The organism is Novosphingobium sp. APW14 (assembly GCF_032337075.1).
GTDB lineage: Bacteria > Pseudomonadota > Alphaproteobacteria > Sphingomonadales > Sphingomonadaceae > Novosphingobium.
The window spans coordinates 128,143-148,963 of record NZ_JAVYAB010000006.1 but is presented as its reverse complement, the minus strand read 5'-3'; the positions used below and the strand labels follow the sequence as shown (position 1 = coordinate 148,963).

Sequence of the window (20,821 nt, the reverse complement as noted above, 5' to 3'; positions counted from 1 at the left end):
GCATTGTTCGCCGAGGACTAGCGCCCCCACGGCTCAAGCCGGCAACCCTGACCTTTATAGTAAGTGGCAGTTTGAGTCGCGAGCAACGGAAATCGAGCTGTCACACTTTTTGCTTCGACATCCGAACTCAGGATCACAAGTTCCATTCCAGGTTCGAAATCCTTGCGACAATCTTCAAGGCTGCGCCCCCCCAGATAATGACACGAACAGGCAACGCGAGCGCCATAGGCCGCGCCGGTAATCGCATAGCCGTTAAGTGGCGCCCAGAACCAGGTTAACAAGCCGGCAAGCGCCAGCAGCGCCAGCCATGTCCATCGCCGGCGCGGCGAACGCATTGACGAAACAGGGATAACGGTTGCCATCGGCCAGCCTTTGCGCAAGGAATGCACGTCATGCCGACGCGTCGCCTGCCCCTTATCCTGCCCTTGCTAGCCCTGCCAAGTCTGATCGCATGCGGATCAGAACAGGTCGTGCCTGACCGCCCCCTGCCCGCAGCAGCAATGAGCGCAGTGGCAAAAAATCCAGGCGTCGAGCGAGAGGCGCTTGCCCGCAGAGTCGACCGGTTGTTCGACGCGCCGGAAACCGCGGAAACCCGGGCCATCGTGGTCTTGCGTGATGGCCGGATCATCGCCGAACGCTATGCCCCTGGCTATCATGAGAACACCCGCTTCATCAGCTGGTCGATGGCCAAGACAGTAACAGGAGTGCTGATCGGGCTGCTGGTCGCCGACGGCCGGCTGCAATTGGATGAACCGGCACCCGTCCCGGCTTGGCAACGGCCAGGCGATCCACGGGGCGAGATAACGTTGCGGCATCTGTTGCAAATGCGTTCCGGGCTCCGCCATACCGAAGCTGGCGATCCAATCTATGAATCCGATGAAGTACGGATGCTATTTCTTGATGGGCGCGATGCGATGGCCGCCCATGCCGAAGCCCAGCCGCTCGAAGCGGAGCCAGGCAGAAAATGGGAATATTCTAGCGCCACCTCGGTCATCCTGTCCGATATTGCCAGCCGCGCACTTACGGACAGCGCTGAACCTGCCGAACGGCGTAAGGCCATAAGCGACTATCTTCGCAGTCGGCTGTTCGAACCTCTGGGGATGAAGAGCATGGCCCCTGAATTTGATGCATCAGGCACGCTCATTGGCGGGAGTCTCATGCATGCAACGGCCCGGGACTGGGCCAAGTTCGGAGAATTCCTGCGCAACAAGGGCAGCGTCAACGGTTCCCAGCTGGTTCCTCCGGCATGGATCGAATTCTTGACCACGGCCAATCCGCGCAACCCCGGCTATGGGGCCCAGACCTGGCTTAACCGACCGCAACCGGGCGAGCAGGACGTGCCCTTCCCTGGCGCACCACGCTCGGCTTTTTCAATGAATGGCCACCTTGGACAATTCGTGCTGATTTCGCCCGCACAGGGCCTTACGGTGGTGCGCCTGGGGCACACACTCGATGGTAACCTTCAGCCAGTACGCAGGGCAATGGGGCGAATAGCCTCATTATTTCCGCGAAAGGCTGCGAATTGACAGGCAAGACGGCGCTTATCACTGGGGTAACAGGGCAGGATGGTGCCTATTTGGCCAGACTTCTGCTTTCCAAGGGATACCGGGTCCATGGCATCAAGCGACGCACGTCATCTTTTAATACCGGACGGATCGACGATATATATGAGGATCCACACGTCGCTGATCCATGCCTGACCTTGCATTATGGTGACCTTACGGATGCAACCAACCTGATCCGCATAGTCCAGGAAACACAGCCGGATGAAATCTATAACCTGGCGGCGCAAAGCCATGTCCAGGTGAGCTTCGAAACGCCGGAATACACTGCCAATGCCGATGCCGTTGGCACCTTGCGACTGCTGGAGGCAATCCGCATCCTCGGCCTGGAACGAAAGACCCGCTTCTATCAGGCTTCGACCAGCGAACTTTACGGGTTGGTCCAGGAAGTGCCGCAGCGCGAGACTACACCGTTTTATCCGCGCAGCCCTTATGCTGTGGCCAAGCTCTATGCCTACTGGATCACGGTCAATTACCGCGAAGCCTATGGCATCCATGCCTCGAACGGGGTCTTGTTCAACCACGAAAGCCCATTGCGCGGGGAAACCTTTGTGACCCGCAAGATCACCCGTGGCGCAGCGGCGATCGCCCTCGGACGACAAGACATACTCTACCTTGGCAATCTCGATGCACGGCGCGACTGGGGACATGCCGCCGAATATGTTCGCGGCATGTGGCTGATGGTTCAACAGGACAATGCGGACGACTATGTTCTCGCGACGGGTGAGACCACCAGCGTCCGACAATTTGTCGAATGGGCCTTCGCTGATGCGGGAATCCCGCTGGAATGGCGCGGCGCAGGGGTTGAGGAAAAGGGCTTCTGTGCCAAGACTGGCGCGTTGCGTGTGGCTGTTGATCCGCGGTACTTCCGCCCCACAGAGGTCGACCTGTTGATTGGCGATCCAACCAAGGCAAACCAAAAACTTGGCTGGAAGCACGAAACCCCAGTGCGCGAACTGGTCCGCGAAATGGTTGCGGCGGACCTTGAAGTCATGAAGTTGGCCCGCATTGGACGAGGGGGGTGATGCCGGGATGACCTTTGATCTTTCCGGCAAGCGGATCTGGGTGGCCGGCCATAAGGGTATGGTCGGCAGCGCCATCATGAGACGACTGGCTGGTGAACAATGTGAGGTCCTGACGGTCGATCGCGCAACACTTGACCTGACCGACCAGCGCGCTGTGCTTGACTGGATTCAGCGCGCGCGGCCCGATGCAGTGTTCATGGCGGCGGCTCAGGTGGGCGGCATTCTGGCCAATGCGACTTACCCAGTCGACTTTCTGCGCGACAATCTGCTGATCGAAACTGCGGTCATGGGCGCCGCCCAATCCGCAGGCGTCGGCAAGCTGCTGTTCCTTGGCTCTTCCTGCATCTACCCCAAGCATGCCTCGCAACCGATCCGCGAGGATGCGCTGATGACCGGCCCACTTGAGCCGACCAACCAGTGGTACGCAGTCGCAAAGATCGCAGGGATCATGCTGGCGCAGGCCTATCGCCAGCAGCATGGTTGCAATTTCATCAGCGCCATGCCGACTAATCTTTATGGCCCCGGCGATAATTTCGATCCGCAGGGCAGCCATGTAGTCCCCGCACTGATCCGAAAAGCGCACGAGGCAAAGGCAAAAGGCACCCCGGTGACACTGTGGGGCACCGGAACGCCCTTGCGCGAGTTCATGTACGTCGATGATTGCGCCGATGCGTGCGTCTTCCTGATGAAGACCTATTCGGACGCAGAGCATATCAACATTGGCACCGGAAGCGAGATTTCGATCCTCGACCTAGCCAGGACGGTCATGCAGGTTGTCGGTTACGATGGAGAGATCGTGACCGATGCCACCAAGCCCGATGGCACACCCCGCAAGTTGATGGACAATACCAAGCTCCACCAGCTTGGATGGCGCCCCCGTACAGATCTGCGCGAAGGGATTTCCAAGGCCTATGCCGCCTTCCTTGCCGGTGAGGGCCGCGGGCTTCAGGGGTAAAGCAAACCAGACGTCCAGGTGCCGTCGGAGCCCAGCTCGAACCGGCGCCGTTCGTGCAGGCGGAAAGGCCGGTCCATCCAGAATTCGAACGCCTGGGGCACCAGGCAAAAGCCGGTCCAGTGCGGTGGGCGCGGCACACGCCCGACCAGATGCTGCGCGGTAACCTTGGCGATTCGGCCGAGGAATTCAGCACGCGAGGCCAATGGGCGCGACTGGTCCGAAGCCAGCGCCCCCAGTTGAGAATCGCGGCTCCGGCTGCCGAAATAGGCATCTGCCGTGGCAGGATCGACTTCCTCGATCCGCCCTTCGATCCGGATCTGACGGCGCAGGCTTTTCCAGTGGAACAGCATCGCCGCCTGCGGATTGGCGAGCAGCTCGCCACCCTTGCGGCTTTGCGCATTGGTGTAGAACACGAAGCCTTCGGGGCCGAAATCCTTCAACAGTACCATCCGCACTGACGGGGCCGCATCTGGTGTGGCCGTGGCGAGCGCGACGGCATCGGGATCGTTGGGCTCACCCTCCTTGGCCAGGGCGAACCACTCCGCAAATAGCTTGAGCGGCGGGGCGACCGGGATCGCGTCGGCGGATTGCTGTTCATCCATGCGGCAAGGCATAGCCTCAAGTGTGGCTCCGCGAAAGCGCTGCGCACCGGAACGCCTTGCCGTATTGCCTTGGCGCACCTAGCTAAGGCAAATGGCCGATCCGTATTCGATCCTGGGGGTAGCGCGCGGCGCGGGCGAGAAGGACATCAAGTCCGCCTATCGCAAGCTGGCCAAGGAGCTGCACCCCGACCGCAACAAGGACAACCCCAAGGCGGCGGAGCGCTTTTCCGAAGTGACCCGTGCCTATGACCTGTTGTCCGACAAGGACAAGCGCGCCCGGTTCGACCGCGGTGAAATTGACATCGATGGCAATCCCACCGGCTATGGTTTCGGCGGTCCGGGCGGCGGCTTTGGCGGGGCTGGCGGCCAGCGCGGGTTCCGTGCCGATGGTTTCGAAGGCTTTGGCGGCAGTGATGCCGGCATCGACCTTGGCGATATCTTCGAAGGCCTGTTCGGCGGGCGCGGAGGCTTCGGCGGGGCTGGCGGCGGGCGCGCGCGCCCGGCCCCCAAGGGGGCAAACGTTTCCTACCAGCTCGGCGTCTCGCTGCCCGATGCCGCGGCGCGGGCCACGCAGCGGATCACGCTGGCCGATGGCAAGACCATTGACCTCAAGCTTCCGGCCGGGGTTGAAGATGGCACCCAGATGCGGCTTGCGGGCAAAGGCGAACCAGGCCCCGGCGGCGCGGGCGATGCAATCGTCACGATCCGCACCCAGCCGCATCCGTTCTTCCGCCGCGATGGCGATAACCTGCGGCTCGATTTGCCGATCAGCCTTGATGAGGCGCTCAACGGAGCCAAGGTCAAGGTGCCAACCGCAGAAGGTGCGGTGATGCTGACTGTCGCGCCAGGTTCCAGTTCTGGCAAGACCCTGCGAATTCCCGGCAAGGGCTTCAGTCGCAAGGACGGCAGCCGCGGTGACCAGTTGGTGACACTAGAAATCCAGCTGCCTGAGGGCGATGCCGATCTGGCCCGGCGCCTGGAGGGCTGGACCGATCCGCGCAACCTGCGCGGACGGCTGGGCATCTAATCGCCTCGTGGAGGAAATACCCCTCGAACAAGCGCGCGCTGAGGCGCACCTCGCTCCCGACCTTAGCCCAGAAGGTCGACGTCGGCGCGCACTGCGATGGCGGGCCGGACTGGAAGAGCAGGTTGGCGAAGAGACCTGGCTTCGAATCGCCCGGTTCAAGCGGATAGCTCAACGAGTCTGGTTGGGGGCCTGGCATGACGGCTTCATCCACGCCGGAAACCTGGCCTATATGGCGATCCTTGCCATTTTTCCCTTCTTCGTAACCGTCGCCGCCATCTTTGCTTTGGTCGGCGAGGAAGCTCAGCGCGCGGCCTCGGTCAGCGCCTTTTTGCTGGCCGTGCCACCCATGGTGCGCCAGGTACTCGAGCCGGTCGCACAAGATGTGGTTCAAGCGCGCTCGGGCTGGCTGCTGTGGGCGGGCGGGATCGTCGGCCTGTGGACCGTGGGCAGCCTGATCGAAACAATTCGCGACATCCTGCGCCGCGCCTATGGTACCGGGCCCACTGCGGCGTTCTGGCGGCACCGGCTGATCTCAACCGGGGTGATTTTTGCCGCCGTGGTTGGCTTGCTGCTCGCGCTGTTCGTGCAGGTTGCCATCGGTACGGCAGAACAGGTGATCAATGCCTGGTTCCCACGGCTCGCCGATTGGACCAGCACGCTTGCGACCTCACGCTTGATCCCGGCAGTAATCCTGTTCCTCTCGCTTCACGCGCTGTTTTATACGCTTACCCCCAGTGCCTATCGCGCACGCCGTTATCCGAAATGGCCAGGTGCCCTGTTGGTGACGGTTTGGTGGGCTGCGGTAACGATCGCTCTGCCCTGGGTGCTGGCACGGTTCTTCACCTATGACCTGACCTACGGCAGCCTGGCCGGCGTGATGATCGCGCTTTTCTTTTTCTGGCTGGTTGGCTTAGGGATGGTCGTCGGAGCCGAACTCAACGCTGCCCTTGCCGTGACGCCCGAAGAAGGCGAAATGATTGGCGAGGCCGTGGCGGAAAGCGGGCGGCGCAAGGATGGTGGATCGTAACGCATGACGGGATTGATGCAGGGTAAGCGCGGGCTGATCATGGGGCTCGCCAATGACAAGTCGCTTGCCTGGGGGATCGCACAGAAGCTGCACGAAGCCGGGGCCGAACTGGCCTTTTCCTATCAGGGCGAGGCGCTGGAAAAGCGGGTCCGCCCGCTCGCCGCGTCGCTTGGCAGCGATTTCCTGATCGATTGCGACGTGTCCAGCATGGATGCCCTCGATACCGCCTTTGAACAGCTCGCAGCCCGCTGGCCGACGATCGATTTCGTGGTCCATGCCATTGGCTTTTCCGACAAGAACGAGCTGCGCGGGAAATATGTCGACACCAGCCTCGACAATTTCCTGATGACGATGAACATCTCGGCCTACAGCCTAGTCGCGGTGACCAAGCGGGCAGCGGCGATGATGCCCGAAGGCGGCTCAATCCTGACGCTCAGCTATTACGGCGCGGAAAAGGTTGTGCCGCACTACAACGTGATGGGCGTGGCCAAGGCCGCGCTGGAAACCAGCGTGAAGTACCTGGCCAATGACCTTGGCCCTGCGGGCATTCGCGTCAATGCGATCTCCGCCGGGCCGATCAAGACCCTGGCCGCCAGCGGAATTGGCGACTTCCGCTATATCCTCAAGTGGAACGAACTGAACTCGCCGCTGCGCCGCAACGTGACGATCGAGGATGTAGGGGGATCGGCGCTCTACTTGCTGTCAAACCTGTCGAGCGGGGTTACCGGTGAAACGCACCATGTCGACGCGGGCTACCACCTGGTTGGCATGAAGCAGGAGGATGCGCCGGATATTGCGTTGAGCTAACCTGGCGCAGGCCGTTTGCGGTTTAGCCTGATGATCCGCACAATCGGTCCGCCAATGCGGCCCGGTTCGGGTGAGATGGTGGCAACGATCTCACCCTGGGCCAGCAGCCGCGCATAGCTGGCGTACTCGCGGGGGAAGCGGCCACGCTCTGCGGCATAACGGTCATATTGCGTCAGAATGGCCCAGTCTGCCTTGCAGGTGCCGGCCTTGGCCGGATCAAGCGTCCCATAATCGACGTTGGAGCGCCCCCCCCGTCCGGAATCGATCGCGGCATACTGCGCCTTACCAGCGATCATAAGTCGAGCATCGACGCAGCCCACCTTCCCAAGCGGGAAAACAAAGCGCCATGGCTGCACCAGCAGATCAAACCCGAAGTGCTCCACAATCACCGTGCTGCCAGGGGCAATCCGGCCCGCGACCCACTTGCTGGCAAGCTGCCGGGTATCGTTCAACCGTTCGTGGACGTCGCTCGAGAAACGCAGCAGCGTCGGCACTGCAAGCAACAGCACTAGCAGACCAGCCGCTCCGTGCGCCAGCGCGCGGGGCGAATGGCCGGTCAGGAAGTCGAGCAGATGGACGACCATCAAGCCGCCCGCGATAGACAACAGCGGCAGCAACGGCAGCGCCCAGCGTTCCCAGATTAGCGTCTGAGCCGAAATTACCGCCAGAAAGCCGATCAGGACCGGAACGATCACAAAGGCCGCCTCGCGCCGCCGGGCCATCATTAACAGCCCGCCGCCGATCGCCAGCCCCGCCGCCGCGCCGAAGCTGCCGAGGATCGGCACGGTGATATACCACCACAGGTTTTCGAGCGCGGTGCCCCCGGTCGCGCCGAGGTGGAACGCCCGCGCCTCACCGCGCAGATTGCGCAACAGGGTCTCTGAATCGAGCACCATATAGGGCGACAGCAGAACCGCGAAGACTCCCACCAGCGGCGCGAAGGCGGCCAAGCGCGCTACTTGTCTGCGCCAGTCGCTATGGGGGCCGCGCACTTGCACCAGCGCAGCGCCGAGCACAGCCAGGCCGCCGATGGCAAAGGGCCATTTGGTGATCATCGCCAGCGCCAGCCAGAGCGCGGCCTTGATCCAATCAGTCCGGCCACCACCACGCGCAATGCGCAAGGCCGCCAGCATGGCCAGCAGCATGAATACCGTCGCCATGATGTCCGAGCGGATGATCTGCGAATAGGTGATATGCAACGGATTGACCGCCAACAGCGCCGCGGCGGCAATCCCTACCCGGCGGGAGAACAGCTCGCCGGCAAGCCGCCAGGTCAGCCAGACACAGGCCACCCCAAACAGCACCATGGCAAGCCGCCCCGGCAGGATCACCCAGCTGGGATCCGAGTAGATCCGGTCGGCGAAATCGGTGGGTGAGGCAAACAGTCCTACTGCCCAGCCCACAGCATAAACCAGCACGTCGATTACCGCCAACAAATAGATCGTCGTTGTCGCCGGATGACCGAACCAGCCCGGATTTAGCGTTTCCTGGCCAATCAAGCGCACCGCGGCCATCTGGAACATGAGCTCGTCTGGGTCATTCAGCGCCGGCAAGCCAAAATGGGCGCTGCAGGACCGGGCAGCGAAGGCGAGCAGCATTATACCAGCCACTGCAAACGGCCGCACAATATGGCTATTATTTTCCGTCATCATGCATCGTCCTGCAGCTCGCTTTATCCGGGGTAAAACCATTCACACCGAGTGCCAATCCTATCACACTTTGGCGCAGCAGATGCTGCCAGACACCTGCGGGTTCCAGAAGATGCACCGCCCACGCTTGCAAACGTCTGGTCTCGATCCTAGTATCGGAGAATACTTGCAGCGGGCGATGGATAACCGCTGGCAAATCCACCCAACAGCGGTGCAGGGCCATCCAGCACCAATATAGAGCCATGTACGGCCGTAAGAAGCGCCAGTTATGGAATTTATGCCGTTTAGTATAGTGATCCTTGTCGCTGCCACACTGTCCTCGCCTGCCGTAGCCAAGACTCCAGCAGAAGCGGGCGAACTTCGCCCAGCAAGCATGTCCGGCCTTCCATCAGGGGATAGCGCTCTTGTGAAAGAAAGACTGCTGGAATGGCAATCTCACCAAAGACCCAGGCAATCACACCCGCCAACACTTGTGCGACTAAGACGCCCCCTTGCCGCCGGGCTTCTGACATCAAGTTTTGGATCTCGCGCAGAACCAATGCGCGGAGCAACAAGAGACCATCGCGGAATTGACGTCGCCGCACCGTATGGCAGCCCGATTTTCGCCTCGGGGAATGGGATTGTCGAATTTGCCGGCCTTGCCGGAAGTTATGGCAATCTCATCAAGATCAGTCACGGAGACGATATTGAAACACGATACGGTCACCTGTCGGAAATTGCGGTGAGCGCAGGTGATGCGATCAAGGCTGGTGACCTGATAGGATTTGTCGGTTCTAGTGGGCGATCCACAGGCAGCCACCTCCATTTTGAAATTCGGGTTGCAGGGACTGCAGTCAACCCGGCACTGCCGCTTTCAACAGGGCTTCGCAGCGATCGAGCGCAGGACGACGAAGCGCCGGTAGTGTCTGCACGTTGGCAAGGGTTCGTCCGAACGAACGACAAATTGCCTAGCGCATACTAGAATTTCGATAGACAGACCAAAATGTTGCAATGTGGTCCCCGGAGTGCCCAATCATTGCCGCACGGCAATCAAGAAGACGGGACAGGATGCACTCATTGGCCCGCCCCTTTTGGCAGGCTCGAATCAGCAGCTGCAAGGTACTGCGAAGGCAAATGCGTGAACCCCTGAACACATCCCGGCGGCTTACTGGTCGCTGCTCCGCAGTTCGGGAGGCTGTCCGGGTATATTGCAGTAGCCACTCATGATATCTTCCATTAAATTGTTCCAAAATTAGCGCCGCGCGGATTGGACGTACGCATGATCGATACTAATAGCTGGCGTGGCCGGCGGGTTTTTGTCACCGGACACACTGGATTCAAGGGCAGCTGGCTCGCCTTGTGGTTGCATCAGCTTGGAGCATCAGTGACGGGGTTTGCACTCCCGCCCCCCACGAATCCCAGTCTGTTTGACGGCGCGAACATCGGCGAACTGATCACGAGTATCGAAGGCGACATTCGAGATCTCGATGCTGTTTCAGCGGCAATGACGGAGGCGCAGCCGGAGGTAGTCTTCCATCTTGCCGCTCAACCTCTTGTTCGCGCCTCTTACGAAAACCCTGTCGAAACCTATGCGACTAACGTTATGGGAACGGTGCACTTGCTAGAGGCGGCGCGAAATACGAAAAGTGCGCGGGCATTTGTCTGTATCACAACGGATAAATGCTATGAAAATCGCGAATGGGTCTGGCCCTATCGAGAAGCCGACCCAATGGGAGGACACGATCCGTATAGCAGTTCTAAAGGGTGCGCTGAATTGGTAGTTTCCGCTTATCGGCGCTCCTTTTTCAATGAAGACGGGTCGTTGGCCTTGGCCTCAGTGCGTGCTGGTAATGTCATTGGCGGTGGTGACTATGCACTCGACCGGCTGATTCCGGATCTGATAAGGTCTTTCTTGAAACAGGAAACTCCGGTGATCCGGTCGCCTAAGGCAGTGCGGCCTTGGCAACACGTTCTGGAAGCCCTTGGCGGCTATCTTCTCATTGCAGAGCGTTTGCTGGATGGCTCTCCGAATGTGGCTGACGCCTGGAACTTCGGCCCTGCGGATGACGATGCGCAGCCGGTTGACTGGATTGTGAGCAGAATGCGGCACGTATGGGGAGATGGTGCACACGCGCCAACCCCGTTCCTTGGCCAGACGCCCCATGAAGCGGGTTTGCTGCGTCTCGATATTTCCAAGGCTCGGGCGCAACTTGGATGGCGCCCCTCTCTGCGACTAATTGATGCACTCGACTGGATTGTTGAGTGGCACAGGGCGGTCGAAAGCGGCGCACATCCACGCGAAGTTACATTAGAGCAAATAGCCCGCTACAGCGCCCTTTACCAACACAGCAGTTGAGCATTCAAACCCGAGGATTGCAGACTACAGATCCTCAATTCAGCGTCGCGCGAAAGTGATGATATTTCCCAGTTTGAGCCCAATGGCCGTTTTTGGAAGCATTGCACCCTTAATGTCGAAACCGAAAGTAAAAGCTGCCTGCTTTGCAATAAAGGATATAGGGAAATAATTTCTTGATCTTTGCACTTTAACAGATGAATAGCCTGCACGTGCCACCATCCGCCTCATCGAGGCTGGATTATAAATCTCCGGATGCTGGAGACAGAAAGGCGGCCAGCGCTTTGCCATAAATGTTCGCAACAATGACTTCTCATTGTGCGTAACAATCATCAAAGTGCCACCCGGCTTCAGCTTCCGCCAAACTTGCTGCAATGTGGTCACAGGATCCAGGACGTGGTCGAGCACATGAACCATGACGGCCAAGCCAACTGAATCATCCTTGACCATGGACAAGTCGCCCATCAAAACCGAAATGTCGTGAGGATGCCCCCGCACTGCATTGCTAAGTTCCTGGTGTACTGACCGATTGGGCTCGAACAGCCAGAAATGGTCAAACTGACCTTCGCGCGCGGCATGGCCGGCAATGTACCCGATATCGGGTCCAATCTCGAGGTAATCTCCAGTCAGATCTGCGTGTCGCTTCGTGGCGTCCCAATAGCCGCGTTGTGTCGCTTCAAGCGCTGTGGAGGTGACAAGCTCCATGTTGGGAGCCATGTCCGCATAGAGAATCTCGAGCTGATCGGGCGTGAAGTAAGTTGGTGCGTAAAGCAAGCCGCATGCCGCGCAACGTTCATAAGAAAAGAACACCTTTTCCTTGAACAGTCCGCTCCAATGACTTCTCAAATCGCTAAACGGCAGCAATTCTGCCGCCAATTGAGATTGCACTTCCGGCTTCGTTGAGGCCGCGCCGCAGGCAGGACAGTTTCGTTCTAGATATGCGAATTCAGTCACGGTTCGCCAGTCCTTGTCTAAATGTAATGCGCCCATGCCAAAAATAGCTACTCGCCATAAGTACCAATGAAAGCGCGAACTGCACCAAAATTGGGTCAGAATGGGCGAACTCTACCAATACAGGTAAAGCAATGAAATTCACAGCATAGTTGAAAATATAAAATGGCAAGAAACGCGCGATTTCACCCATCGTGCCCGATCGCGTTCTAAATACAGTCAGCTTGTAAATTGCAAATGCAAAACAAAGTGACAGAACCTGCGCAATAACGAGGGCAACCATGAAATGATGTCGGAGACTTTGAAAGCTAATCAAAAGAATCGGAAATATCGCAAGACCAAACGCAGTATTGAGGACGCCTCCGATAGCAAATCGCAATTTAAGGCCGCCGCCCAGTTTTCTTCGCGCGCAGGCAATAAAATTTACCAAAGCCTTCACGATTAATCTTCAATCAAATTGATGAGCATATTTTCCCGTAAAACTTCCCGCGGGAGGAATGGCGAAAGATCTTCAAGCGCAGGACTGGTAATCCTGCCATCAGGATGCTGCTTGGCACCCAACTTCGGCGCAAATGATACATTCTCATCTATGATTATTTCACAGACCGACGGGCCATCTGCATCAAGCATGGCCTGGATACCGTCCGCGAGATTAGAATGGTCGGAGACTCTAACGTAAGAAAAGCCGAAAGCAGTCGCAACTTTGCCAAAATCCGGGAAGGTCACATTGCTCTTGGGGCCGCCACCAACCTCAACACCATTGAAGAAATTACGATGCGTCTGGAATATCGAGACGTATCCATTGTTATTAAGCAAGACAACCTTAACCGGCAATCTATAACCAGCTATTGTCTGCATTTCCTGTATGTTCATCATGATGCTGCCGTCCCCGGCAATACAGATGACACGTTGTTGCCCTTGGGTTGCCGCACAAACACCGATAGCCGCGGGCAGATCATACCCCATCGTCGCACAGCCGGAATTTGTCCAAAGACGCTGGCCCCTCTTGATATCGGCGGTTTGAAAGCTCACTACGCAGGCACTGCCATTGCCGGTGACAATAATGTCGTTCTCGTCCAATTTGTCGAACAGCACCTCCATCGCAACATAAGGGTTGCAAACATCATTCTGACGATATTCCGGCAGGACAACCGGGAAGCGCTTGCCACGCTCGCGCGCCCAGGCGAGCCATGAGCTATGCGCGGAGGTCGGGCCATCGCATTCCGCTTCCAGCAGTGCGGGAAGGAGATCCCTAAGATCCGCCACCACGGGCATATCCGGCGTGACACTGGGCTTGGACAACTCAACCGGATCAATATCGACCCAAATTTTGAAAGCCTCTCGAGCGAAGCTGGTCCAATTATAACTTACCTGTCGAATGTTCAGGCGACTGCCCAAGACCAAAAGGCAATCGGCGCTCTGAGTGACCATGTTGCCGCCGCGATCGCCGATTGTCCCCGGTCTCCCGCAGTAAAGAGGATGATCGTTCCAAATCGCGTCATGCGCGTTCCACGCTGTTACGACTGGAATTCCAAGCCTTTCTGCCAGCTTGATAAACTCTGCGTGGCAGCCGGACAGCCGGATACCGCTACCGACAAAAATCACGGGACGTTCAGCCGACTTCAACCGATCCAATATCGCTTTGGCGGTTGCGGGAAGGTCTGTCTTCTTCCAAGGCTCGTCCAGTTCTGAGGGGTCAAAACCGGGCAAAAGGTCATGTGGGTCGATCTTGAACGCCTGAACATCCAGCGGGATGTCCAACCAACACGGTCCCGGGCGTCCCGTTTTTGCAAGATATATCGCTTTTTCAAGATGATACCGGATCGACCTTGGATCTGTAACCATTGTCGCATATTTGGTGATCGGCCGGACCAGCTCCTCGATGTCAAGTTCCTGGTCACCATATTGTCGCAACGGCAATCCCGTGTGGCGCACCGTCGTCTCGGTTTTCACCTGCCCCGATATGATGACCATGCCGATTGAATCAACGAACGCACCATACACGCCTGTGATCGCATTTGTGCCGCCCGGACCGGATGTCACGTTGACGACAGAGAGACGGTTCGTCAGCCTGTAATAAGCCTCGGCCGCCATACTGAGTGCCTGCTCATGATGGCAAAAAGTCGTCTTCAATGCCGGGTGCGTGCCGAATGAGTGGTTAAGGTGCATTGCCCCACCGCCGGTCAGCATGAATACATCCTGCACGCCGCGGGCTGCAAGCTGATCTGCAACCCAATCAGATAGTTTTACCGTAGTCATTCCGTCCATCCATTCCATAAGGCCGTTCGGATAATTGCTTCATCCAGTCCGACCTTGGCCGTGACCCCCAGCTCGCTGCATATACGTGAATTGGAAGGAACATAACGCCCCGGATTCCAACCCGCATCGGGATTACCCTGGATTTCAACGCCCGCCCCGCCCAAGAGCGCGCAGGTGCGGCGAGCGAGATTGGCGATTGAGACGGCTTCCTCCGAGCCAACGTTGTAGACGCTGTTGCTTGGGGCACGTAGCATAATTTTCCAAAGCCACGTGGTGAGGTCGCTGGCGTATAGGTAGGATCGCTCGGCAGTTCCTGCGCCAGCCACCCGGATGGTTTCTTTTGCCATTGCATCCCGAATGAAATTACCCGCAGCGAAGTGTATATCCAGGGAGAGGAGGGGGCCAAGCAAGGCAAAAATTCGCGCATTCACTACGTCGAGGCCGAACTGCTTATGATATATGGCGCACTGCATTTCTGCAGCGCGTTTGCCTTCTGCATAGGCGGCACGGGGGTCGCGCGGGTCGGGGCCACCGCCAAAGCTCTCGTCGACATGTGTAACTTCCCATGGCTGAGGCCCATAGACAGCCCCCGATGAAAGGAAGAAAAAGCGCTGAACTCCGGCGGAAACCGCAAAATCTAACGCTTTCCGCGTTCCTGCCACCACTGTGTCGAACATCAAGCGGGGGTCGTGCTCATTCAAGTATGCACTCGCGTCTGTCGCGGCGTGTATTAAGTGGGTGTACTGCTCGCCTCCCGCCGGCAGGTTCAGGATGTCCCCCTCGATAACACTGAGGCCCCTATAGCGGGTCAGCGTTGGGGCTTTTTTAGCAAATGCAGCGCCATTCCTTGTCAGGACAGTGACTTTGCAGCCCAAGCCCAGCCGTTGATCGGCATCCCTAAGCGCTTCGAGCATCCACCGGCCGATGAAGCCGGTGCCGCCAGTCATAAAGATTCGAGCGCCGGCCAAAGTTGACCAATCTTCAGCCAGCGCATCGAATATGGCAGAGCAATCTTCTTCGAAAATCGCACCCACCTCGCCACCGGACCCATTCATATATTCGCCACCTCGCGCGCCGGAACTGGCGCCGAGAGCCCGAGCAACGGGCGCCCAATGCGCATCTGTCGATAGACAGCCAAGAGGGTATCGATAGCTATTGCCCAAAGCATGACGACCAGCAGTCCCGGCCTGATGATTGAACCGAGACTAAGTCCATAGGCGGAATCGACCATTCGTTGGCTCAGCCAGGATAGTCGCTCGTACCGGAATAATTCGACAATGGTATAGTCGGCTGGAAAATTAACCAGGTAAGCGATCACTATTGCCAGTCCGACACGAGCATTTGTCCACTTCTCAGTAAATATGAGAAATGTGATGAAAGTCATGGCGTAACCGCCTGGATTTTGGTCGATAAATGATTGCATTAAGATAAAGAAAGCCAATCGCTGTACGCTTACAACTTTCGGATATAGCCATCCAGCAAAAATACAAACAAATGCAATTGCTCGGGAGCTGTAAACTATAATTTTTATTGAAATTGTTGCAATATCGATAGTTTCTTGCAATACAAAATCGCGCACGGGATAAAGTCTAACGTCAAATAAAAGATATGGCTTGTATGTAGTTGAATAGAGAACCTCATCCCAAATTGTCCCGGCTCGGAGATTAAACCATATCTTTAGATTCTCGGCCAAATCAACAGGGGTTCCTGCATTTACGATCGCAAGCGTAATTAGATAAAGTGCGATCGCCGCTATCCCGCAAAGCTCCAGCTTCCTCCAATCCCGCTTGATGCCGAAACTCATCACTGGCAGCATCATGTAAAACTTGAAATTTATCAGGAAAGCGGCAGCGGCGGCGAGCATCGCGCGGCTCAAGAAGATGCTGCCAAATAACAGAACGAAAGCGATATACGTGTGCATGATAAGATTGCCACGCTCGAGCGCGAACAGCATTGGGCCGCCCACCGCAATAGCAATTGTTCGTGTTAGCGCTGAAGATTTATCCTGTTTGAAGAAAGATATAGCCGTCACCACCACGCACAGTACATAGATGGCCAGAATGTGGATTATGCCAATTACATCACAGTCGCGAGCATCTTTCGCATGATATCCATAGCATGACGGCTCGCCGAATATGCCGGTGACCACGAACGACAACGGGGCGTAGACCGAATGGTAAACGCTATATGGACCAACGTTATGGGCATAATATGCCACATTATACCAATCCATGAATGTGTCGCTAACATCGAACACAAATGGCGCTGGCAAATATCCCGTTATGTAAAAGGTGCGAATGAGCGCGCCGAGGCCAATTACGATTGATAACCCCATTAGCCATTCGACCACATTTTTGCGGTCTGTAGGGAGATACCGATGTGTCACGCGCGACCGTCTAGATGTGCTCGATGGATGGTTCGTTGGGCTGGTAATGAACGCTCGGCGGGGAAGTTGATCCGCTCTCGCTCGATCACCAGCGGGACATTTCTGGACCGTTCAACGAGGAGGCGCAATTGATCTCCAAGCAGGCCGATAAATAGCAGCAGGACCGAAAACATCACGAAGAGTGCAGTGCTGAGCATTAGGAGCGGTGAAAAACCGACCAAGATGCACCAGCCGATACTAAAAATAGCTAGTAGAACCGTGAAAACGAATGAGGAGACGGATAGCAAAAGCGGGAGGCGCAGAAGCGACTTCGCCGACCCGGATAAGCCAGACAGGGCGAAGTTCAGTAGTGTCCAAAACGAATTTGCCGATGTTCCGGCCTGACGCTCTGGCCGGTCATATGGTATCACAACGCAGCGATAACCACTCTCTAGCGCCATGCCTCGAATGAAGGGTTCGGGCTCGTTCCACGAGGCGAACATATCGACGACTTCTCGGGAATAGAGCCCAAAACCAGTCACTCCGGAGATTATCGGGTTATCCGCCAGTCGTTTGAGCAAGGCATACCCTACTTTTCGCGTCGCCCCGAGCAGCCAGGATGTCCGCTCTGTGCGGCGCTGGCCCAGAGCGATCTGAGCTCCCGCCCGCCACTGCGAAATGAATTCACCGATCAACGAAGGCGGATCTTGAAAATCGCAACACATGGCAATGACCGCCTCGCCCTCGGCTTGATAAATAGCATAGGTCGGCGACCGCATTTGACCATAATTGCGATTGTTCAGAATCGCCCGCACCGATGGATCGCGCTCGCAAAGCCCTCTTGCAAGGGCAGCGGTCGAATCCGTTGAGTCATTGTCAATAAAGATGATTTCGTAGGATAATGAATGTCGCTTGGCCTGCTCGGTAACGGCCTCGTACATCTGTACGATGTTCGCCTCTTCGTTATAGCAGGGAATAACGAAGGAAACTTCCGGGGTCGATTTCCCTGTGTCGCGGTGGCTGGATTGATCCGATTGACTCATGCCGACGGTCTATCCCTCGTTAGGTTTCTTGGGCCGCATCAAAAAGCCGTGACGTGTGAATAGCCCTGTAGCAGGACCATACCATTCAGTGAATATGCTTAACAGGAGCACTAGGCCAAACAGAGCTACGCCCCAATTGTTGATCTGGCGGGTTGCATCTAGATGTGCGGCATCAATGATCTGGATATAAGACGCGCTTTCTGCAGCGAGTTCCTCGACCTCAACTTGCTCAAATGATCGCTGGTACACGTCATAGATAGCTTGCTGAACGCGGTACTCTCGATACAAGTCCAGATATCGCGTGATAATGTTACTGAGGCCGGCGACGTTCGGTCCGGTTGCAGTTAGCTGGGGCACCGTCGACTTTGCAATGTCGCGGCGAAGTCCGGCTATTTCGCTTTGCAGGGCGGCGAGTTCCTGGCTTTCCGGTCCTCGGAATTGCTGCATGGTCTGCAGTTCCAGCAGCTTCGCCTGCAATTGCGCCTCGAGCGCCGTTCGCTGGGACAGAACGCTGCCAAATTGCTGTTCTGGAGCCGCCAGATTATTCTCGCGCCGGAAAGCAGCCAGCTTTGCTTCAGCCTTGGCGACGCGGGTTGCTGCGTTGTTAAATCGCCGCGTCACGATACGGCGTTTGTTTACGATGATTTGCTTTCCGAAGCTCGCCAGCTGCCTGCCAACAGCGTTCTGGTAGGCAACAGTTATAGCGATCGATTCCTTGGGGCTGTGAGTTTTGGTCTCAATTTCAAGCACACCCCCAAGCAGCATATGCACGTCGACCTTCTTGGCCAATGCAAGCTTTGCTGCACGCATCGTGGGGTATTCTGCGTCAGGACCGACAAGTTTGAGGGACTTGATCGCATCTTCGGTAACGCTGTCGCTTCTGCCTATAATCAGGTATAAGTCATTGGAAGGCCTGCCTCCGGTGAGAAGGCTGCCAATCCCCTGCGCATTACCACCTAGAGCTCCTAGCAGCGTAGTTGTGCTCGCCGCACTCGCGCTTGTGTCTTGCGGTACAATCTGTGCACGGGCCGTCCATGGTCGCGGGAAGAAAATCAAAAGGCCCGTCACCACCGCAAGCACGGCGTAGATGACCAACCGTTTTGATGGATTGTCTGCGAGGAAGCGGAGCCCGCTTCGCACTTTCTCTATGCTGTTCATCATGGGATCGCCGCCACAGCCGCAGCCGTTACCGCGCCCGTGAATAGGACCTGCGTCAGATCCTTCAGGCGCGCCCAGAATTCATTTCTGGACGCATTGATAGGTACGAAGATCAGATCACCTGGCAGGGCTGGTTGTGTAAGCACGCTTCCGGAGAACAAGCCTCGTCGGGGTGCCAGGAGTGTGCCGTTGGCACGAACCACAAAAATCCCGCCACGGTCGCCGATCTTTTGCACGCCTCCCGCCATCTTCACATAATCTCCGATGGTCTGAGATGGCTTAATTGTAAACGTAGCTGGACTTGCAACCGATCCGAAAACCCCCACGGTGACAGGGCGTGGCGGAACATAGATTGCATCATTGTTCTCCAACACAATGTTTGCCGGAATGGTCTTGGCATCTGGCTCCACCCCAAGAACGAGTCGACCGTCAGGACGCAACTGTTCGAGCTGGCCGATAGTGGAACGCAATGCTTGTAGACGCGCTACCTGGTCCCCGCCCGTGTTGGCTGCAGAGGTCAACGGCGCAACCGTCAGAAGGTACTCGGCATCACGCAGCGCCCTCTCGTATGCCTTACGCTGTTGGAGCCGCAACGTATCTCGCGTGAACACCGCACCGTAAGCATAAGCCTCCTCAGTCAGGCCTCCGGCCATCGTGATTACCGCCTCGGTCGATGTTCCCGCGGGCACATAATATCGGCCAGGCTTTTGAACTTCGCCATTAATTGTTATCAGAACTGATTGCTGGGACAACGGTCGCGCGATGCCCACACCGGAAAGAACCCTCAGAACAACGGCGCGGCGGGCGATGGTTTGTCCTGCGTCTGCCGGGGTTAACTGCTGCCAGCCCGCAGTTGTGCTAAGAGGATCTAGCACCAGCAGGCGGGTATCGTCCGCAACTGTGTTCACCCCACCTGCGTATATCAAAATATCTGTGAGCGTATCTTTCGGCTTGGCCTCGAATATCGACTCATTGTTGACACTACCTATGACTGCCACTTGGGCGCCAACCGGAGCAATATAAATTACGTCACCGTTCTGAAGCGCCGCATCTCCGGATTTGTCGCCTTTCAAAAGAAAGTCGTACAGATCGAAATCAGAAATGAGTTTCCCGTTTCGGCGCAGTTGAATCGACCTAAAGCTGCCTCCAACAGCCGGCCCCCCGGCCGCCATGACTGCGTTCACCAAAGTAGACAGGCTTGTTACAGTGTACGAACCGGGCGTCTGGGCAAAACCAGTGACGTACACAGTCAGTCCATGCAATTCGCCAATGGTTACCGACAAACGAAAATTGCGATACTGCCTTGAAACGCGGGCCGATATCACGGATTCCAGATCGCCATAGCGAACCCCTGCGACTGCGACGTTGCCGACCTTAGGCACAAAAATATTTCCGTCGCTATCCACACGAAGCTTAAGGTTCTCAGCATTCACCGACCCCGTCAGGCCAAGCACAATCTCGTCCCCTGGATTAAGGAGATAATCCGGAGGCACCGCGGTCGTTGGTGAAGCTATAAAATCTCTCGAACTCGGGGTCAGTAGTGCCGCGCCAAAACGGCGTAAAGGCTTGTCTGCAATGTCAGATACGTACGATTCGAATTCATTTGGGGGAGCAGGGCGCTGCGTCGGCATGACTCCCTGCCGTCCCTGATCATTGCGGGAAGCGCCGCCTGTTTCATCTTCGCCCTGATTAGCAGTCCGGTTCCGCTGGCGTGTTGGAGCAGACTCAATCTGCTCGGGCGTGTAGCGAGTGTCCCCATTCGCCTGAACTTGAGTGGCAGCAGCCTGACTTCCCGTCTGAGCTGTACCGGTTGCATTCGGAACCGGTCTTTGCCGTGGGTAATCGATACCCGTATCTTGAGTATCAGTGCTTTGAGCCGCTGCGATCGTTGAAGGGAGCATCGATGCCAGCGCTAAGGCAGGAAGAATCCAGCCCCGCATCACCGAACCGTTGATTTCGCTAATCTTCATCAAGTCTTCCTGTGGTGATCTGTTGGGCCAACCAAGAACAGAACCGCCCATCCGGCGATCTTCCTTAGCGATTATTGGCGGGCGTTAAA

The 20,821-nt window shown here is 57.0% G+C and carries 19 protein-coding genes; 8 read left to right on the top strand and 11 right to left on the bottom strand.

The genetic code is table 11. The features are described from left to right. Positions 1-17: 17 nt before the first annotated feature. Positions 18-362, bottom strand: coding sequence for a hypothetical protein (locus RQP55_RS09480; protein ID WP_315609943.1), 345 nt, complete (start codon positions 360-362; stop codon positions 18-20). Positions 363-392: 30 nt separating this feature from the next. Between RQP55_RS09480 and RQP55_RS09475 the strand changes: the two genes are divergently transcribed. The 3 genes from RQP55_RS09475 to RQP55_RS09465 are packed head-to-tail and all read left to right on the top strand — an operon-like array spanning position 393 to position 3,542. After that, positions 393-1,526 (top strand): serine hydrolase, encoded by a 1,134-nt coding sequence (locus RQP55_RS09475; protein WP_315609942.1) that lies wholly within the window; start codon positions 393-395, stop codon positions 1,524-1,526. Next, complete coding sequence (gmd, locus tag RQP55_RS09470; protein WP_315609941.1) at positions 1,523-2,587, top strand: GDP-mannose 4,6-dehydratase; 1,065 nt, start codon at positions 1,523-1,525, stop codon at positions 2,585-2,587. Before RQP55_RS09475 ends, gmd begins: the two co-directional genes overlap by 4 nt. A gap of 7 nt (positions 2,588-2,594) precedes the next feature. After that, positions 2,595-3,542 (top strand): GDP-L-fucose synthase family protein, encoded by a 948-nt coding sequence (locus RQP55_RS09465; RefSeq protein ID WP_410000282.1) that lies wholly within the window; start codon positions 2,595-2,597, stop codon positions 3,540-3,542. Here RQP55_RS09465 and pdxH read toward each other — a convergent pair. After that, positions 3,533-4,144, bottom strand: a complete 612-nt coding sequence (gene pdxH / locus RQP55_RS09460) for a pyridoxamine 5'-phosphate oxidase (protein ID WP_315609939.1) — start codon at positions 4,142-4,144, stop codon at positions 3,533-3,535. The two genes, RQP55_RS09465 and pdxH, sit on opposite strands and share 10 nt — an antisense overlap. Before the next feature lie 91 nt (positions 4,145-4,235). Between pdxH and RQP55_RS09455 the strand changes: the two genes are divergently transcribed. The 3 genes from RQP55_RS09455 to fabI all read left to right on the top strand — a co-directional run bounded on the left by RQP55_RS09455 (position 4,236) and on the right by fabI (position 7,005). After that, positions 4,236-5,171, top strand: coding sequence for a J domain-containing protein (locus RQP55_RS09455; protein WP_315609938.1), 936 nt, complete (start codon positions 4,236-4,238; stop codon positions 5,169-5,171). A 181-nt stretch (positions 5,172-5,352) separates the two neighbouring features. After that, a complete protein-coding gene (locus RQP55_RS09450; protein ID WP_315609937.1) occupies positions 5,353-6,198 on the top strand; it encodes a YihY/virulence factor BrkB family protein in 846 nt (281 codons plus the stop codon). Positions 6,199-6,201: 3 nt separating this feature from the next. Next, positions 6,202-7,005 carry an enoyl-ACP reductase FabI gene (gene fabI / locus RQP55_RS09445; protein ID WP_315609936.1) on the top strand — a complete coding sequence of 268 codons (804 nt, stop codon included), beginning with the start codon at positions 6,202-6,204 and terminating at the stop codon, positions 7,003-7,005. On the opposite strand, the gene RQP55_RS09440 is transcribed toward fabI, so the two are convergent. Next, positions 7,002-8,603, bottom strand: coding sequence for an ArnT family glycosyltransferase (locus tag RQP55_RS09440; protein WP_315609935.1), 1,602 nt, complete (start codon positions 8,601-8,603; stop codon positions 7,002-7,004). The genes fabI and RQP55_RS09440 overlap by 4 nt on opposite strands. Positions 8,604-9,192: 589 nt before the next feature. Between RQP55_RS09440 and RQP55_RS09435 the strand changes: the two genes are divergently transcribed. Together RQP55_RS09435 and rfbG are read left to right on the top strand one after the other, a co-directional pair. Further along, positions 9,193-9,615 carry a M23 family metallopeptidase gene (locus RQP55_RS09435; RefSeq protein ID WP_315609934.1) on the top strand — a complete coding sequence of 141 codons (423 nt, stop codon included), beginning with the start codon at positions 9,193-9,195 and terminating at the stop codon, positions 9,613-9,615. Positions 9,616-9,912: 297 nt separating this feature from the next. Next, positions 9,913-10,989: a CDP-glucose 4,6-dehydratase gene (gene rfbG, locus RQP55_RS09430; protein WP_315609933.1), complete on the top strand. Its 1,077-nt coding sequence runs from the start codon at positions 9,913-9,915 to the stop codon at positions 10,987-10,989. Between the two features lie 39 nt (positions 10,990-11,028). Here rfbG and RQP55_RS09425 read toward each other — a convergent pair whose 3' ends face one another. Genes RQP55_RS09425 through RQP55_RS09390 form a run of 8 tightly spaced genes read right to left on the bottom strand, consistent with a single transcriptional unit; the run spans position 11,029 to position 20,732 of the window. Further along, complete coding sequence (locus tag RQP55_RS09425) at positions 11,029-11,940, bottom strand: class I SAM-dependent methyltransferase (protein ID WP_315609932.1); 912 nt, start codon at positions 11,938-11,940, stop codon at positions 11,029-11,031. Then, positions 11,933-12,376 carry a GtrA family protein gene (locus RQP55_RS09420; protein ID WP_315609931.1) on the bottom strand — a complete coding sequence of 148 codons (444 nt, stop codon included), beginning with the start codon at positions 12,374-12,376 and terminating at the stop codon, positions 11,933-11,935. The genes RQP55_RS09425 and RQP55_RS09420 overlap by 8 nt, the downstream gene beginning before the upstream one ends. A gap of 2 nt (positions 12,377-12,378) precedes the next feature. Then, positions 12,379-14,196, bottom strand: coding sequence for a thiamine pyrophosphate-binding protein (locus RQP55_RS09415; protein WP_315609930.1), 1,818 nt, complete (start codon positions 14,194-14,196; stop codon positions 12,379-12,381). Continuing rightward, positions 14,193-15,251 (bottom strand): NAD(P)-dependent oxidoreductase, encoded by a 1,059-nt coding sequence (locus RQP55_RS09410; protein ID WP_315609929.1) that lies wholly within the window; start codon positions 15,249-15,251, stop codon positions 14,193-14,195. The genes RQP55_RS09415 and RQP55_RS09410 overlap by 4 nt, the downstream gene beginning before the upstream one ends. Continuing rightward, positions 15,248-16,582, bottom strand: a complete 1,335-nt coding sequence (locus RQP55_RS09405) for a hypothetical protein (RefSeq protein WP_315609928.1) — start codon at positions 16,580-16,582, stop codon at positions 15,248-15,250. The genes RQP55_RS09410 and RQP55_RS09405 overlap by 4 nt, the downstream gene beginning before the upstream one ends. After that, on the bottom strand, positions 16,579-17,604 hold the full coding sequence (locus RQP55_RS09400; protein ID WP_315609927.1) for a glycosyltransferase family 2 protein: 1,026 nt from the start codon (positions 17,602-17,604) through the stop codon (positions 16,579-16,581). The genes RQP55_RS09405 and RQP55_RS09400 overlap by 4 nt, the downstream gene beginning before the upstream one ends. A 9-nt stretch (positions 17,605-17,613) precedes the next feature. Beyond that, on the bottom strand, positions 17,614-18,765 hold the full coding sequence (locus tag RQP55_RS09395; RefSeq protein WP_315609926.1) for a capsule biosynthesis protein: 1,152 nt from the start codon (positions 18,763-18,765) through the stop codon (positions 17,614-17,616). Then, complete coding sequence (locus tag RQP55_RS09390; protein WP_315609925.1) at positions 18,762-20,732, bottom strand: polysaccharide biosynthesis/export family protein; 1,971 nt, start codon at positions 20,730-20,732, stop codon at positions 18,762-18,764. Before RQP55_RS09390 ends, RQP55_RS09395 begins: the two co-directional genes overlap by 4 nt. Positions 20,733-20,821 lie beyond the last annotated feature (89 nt).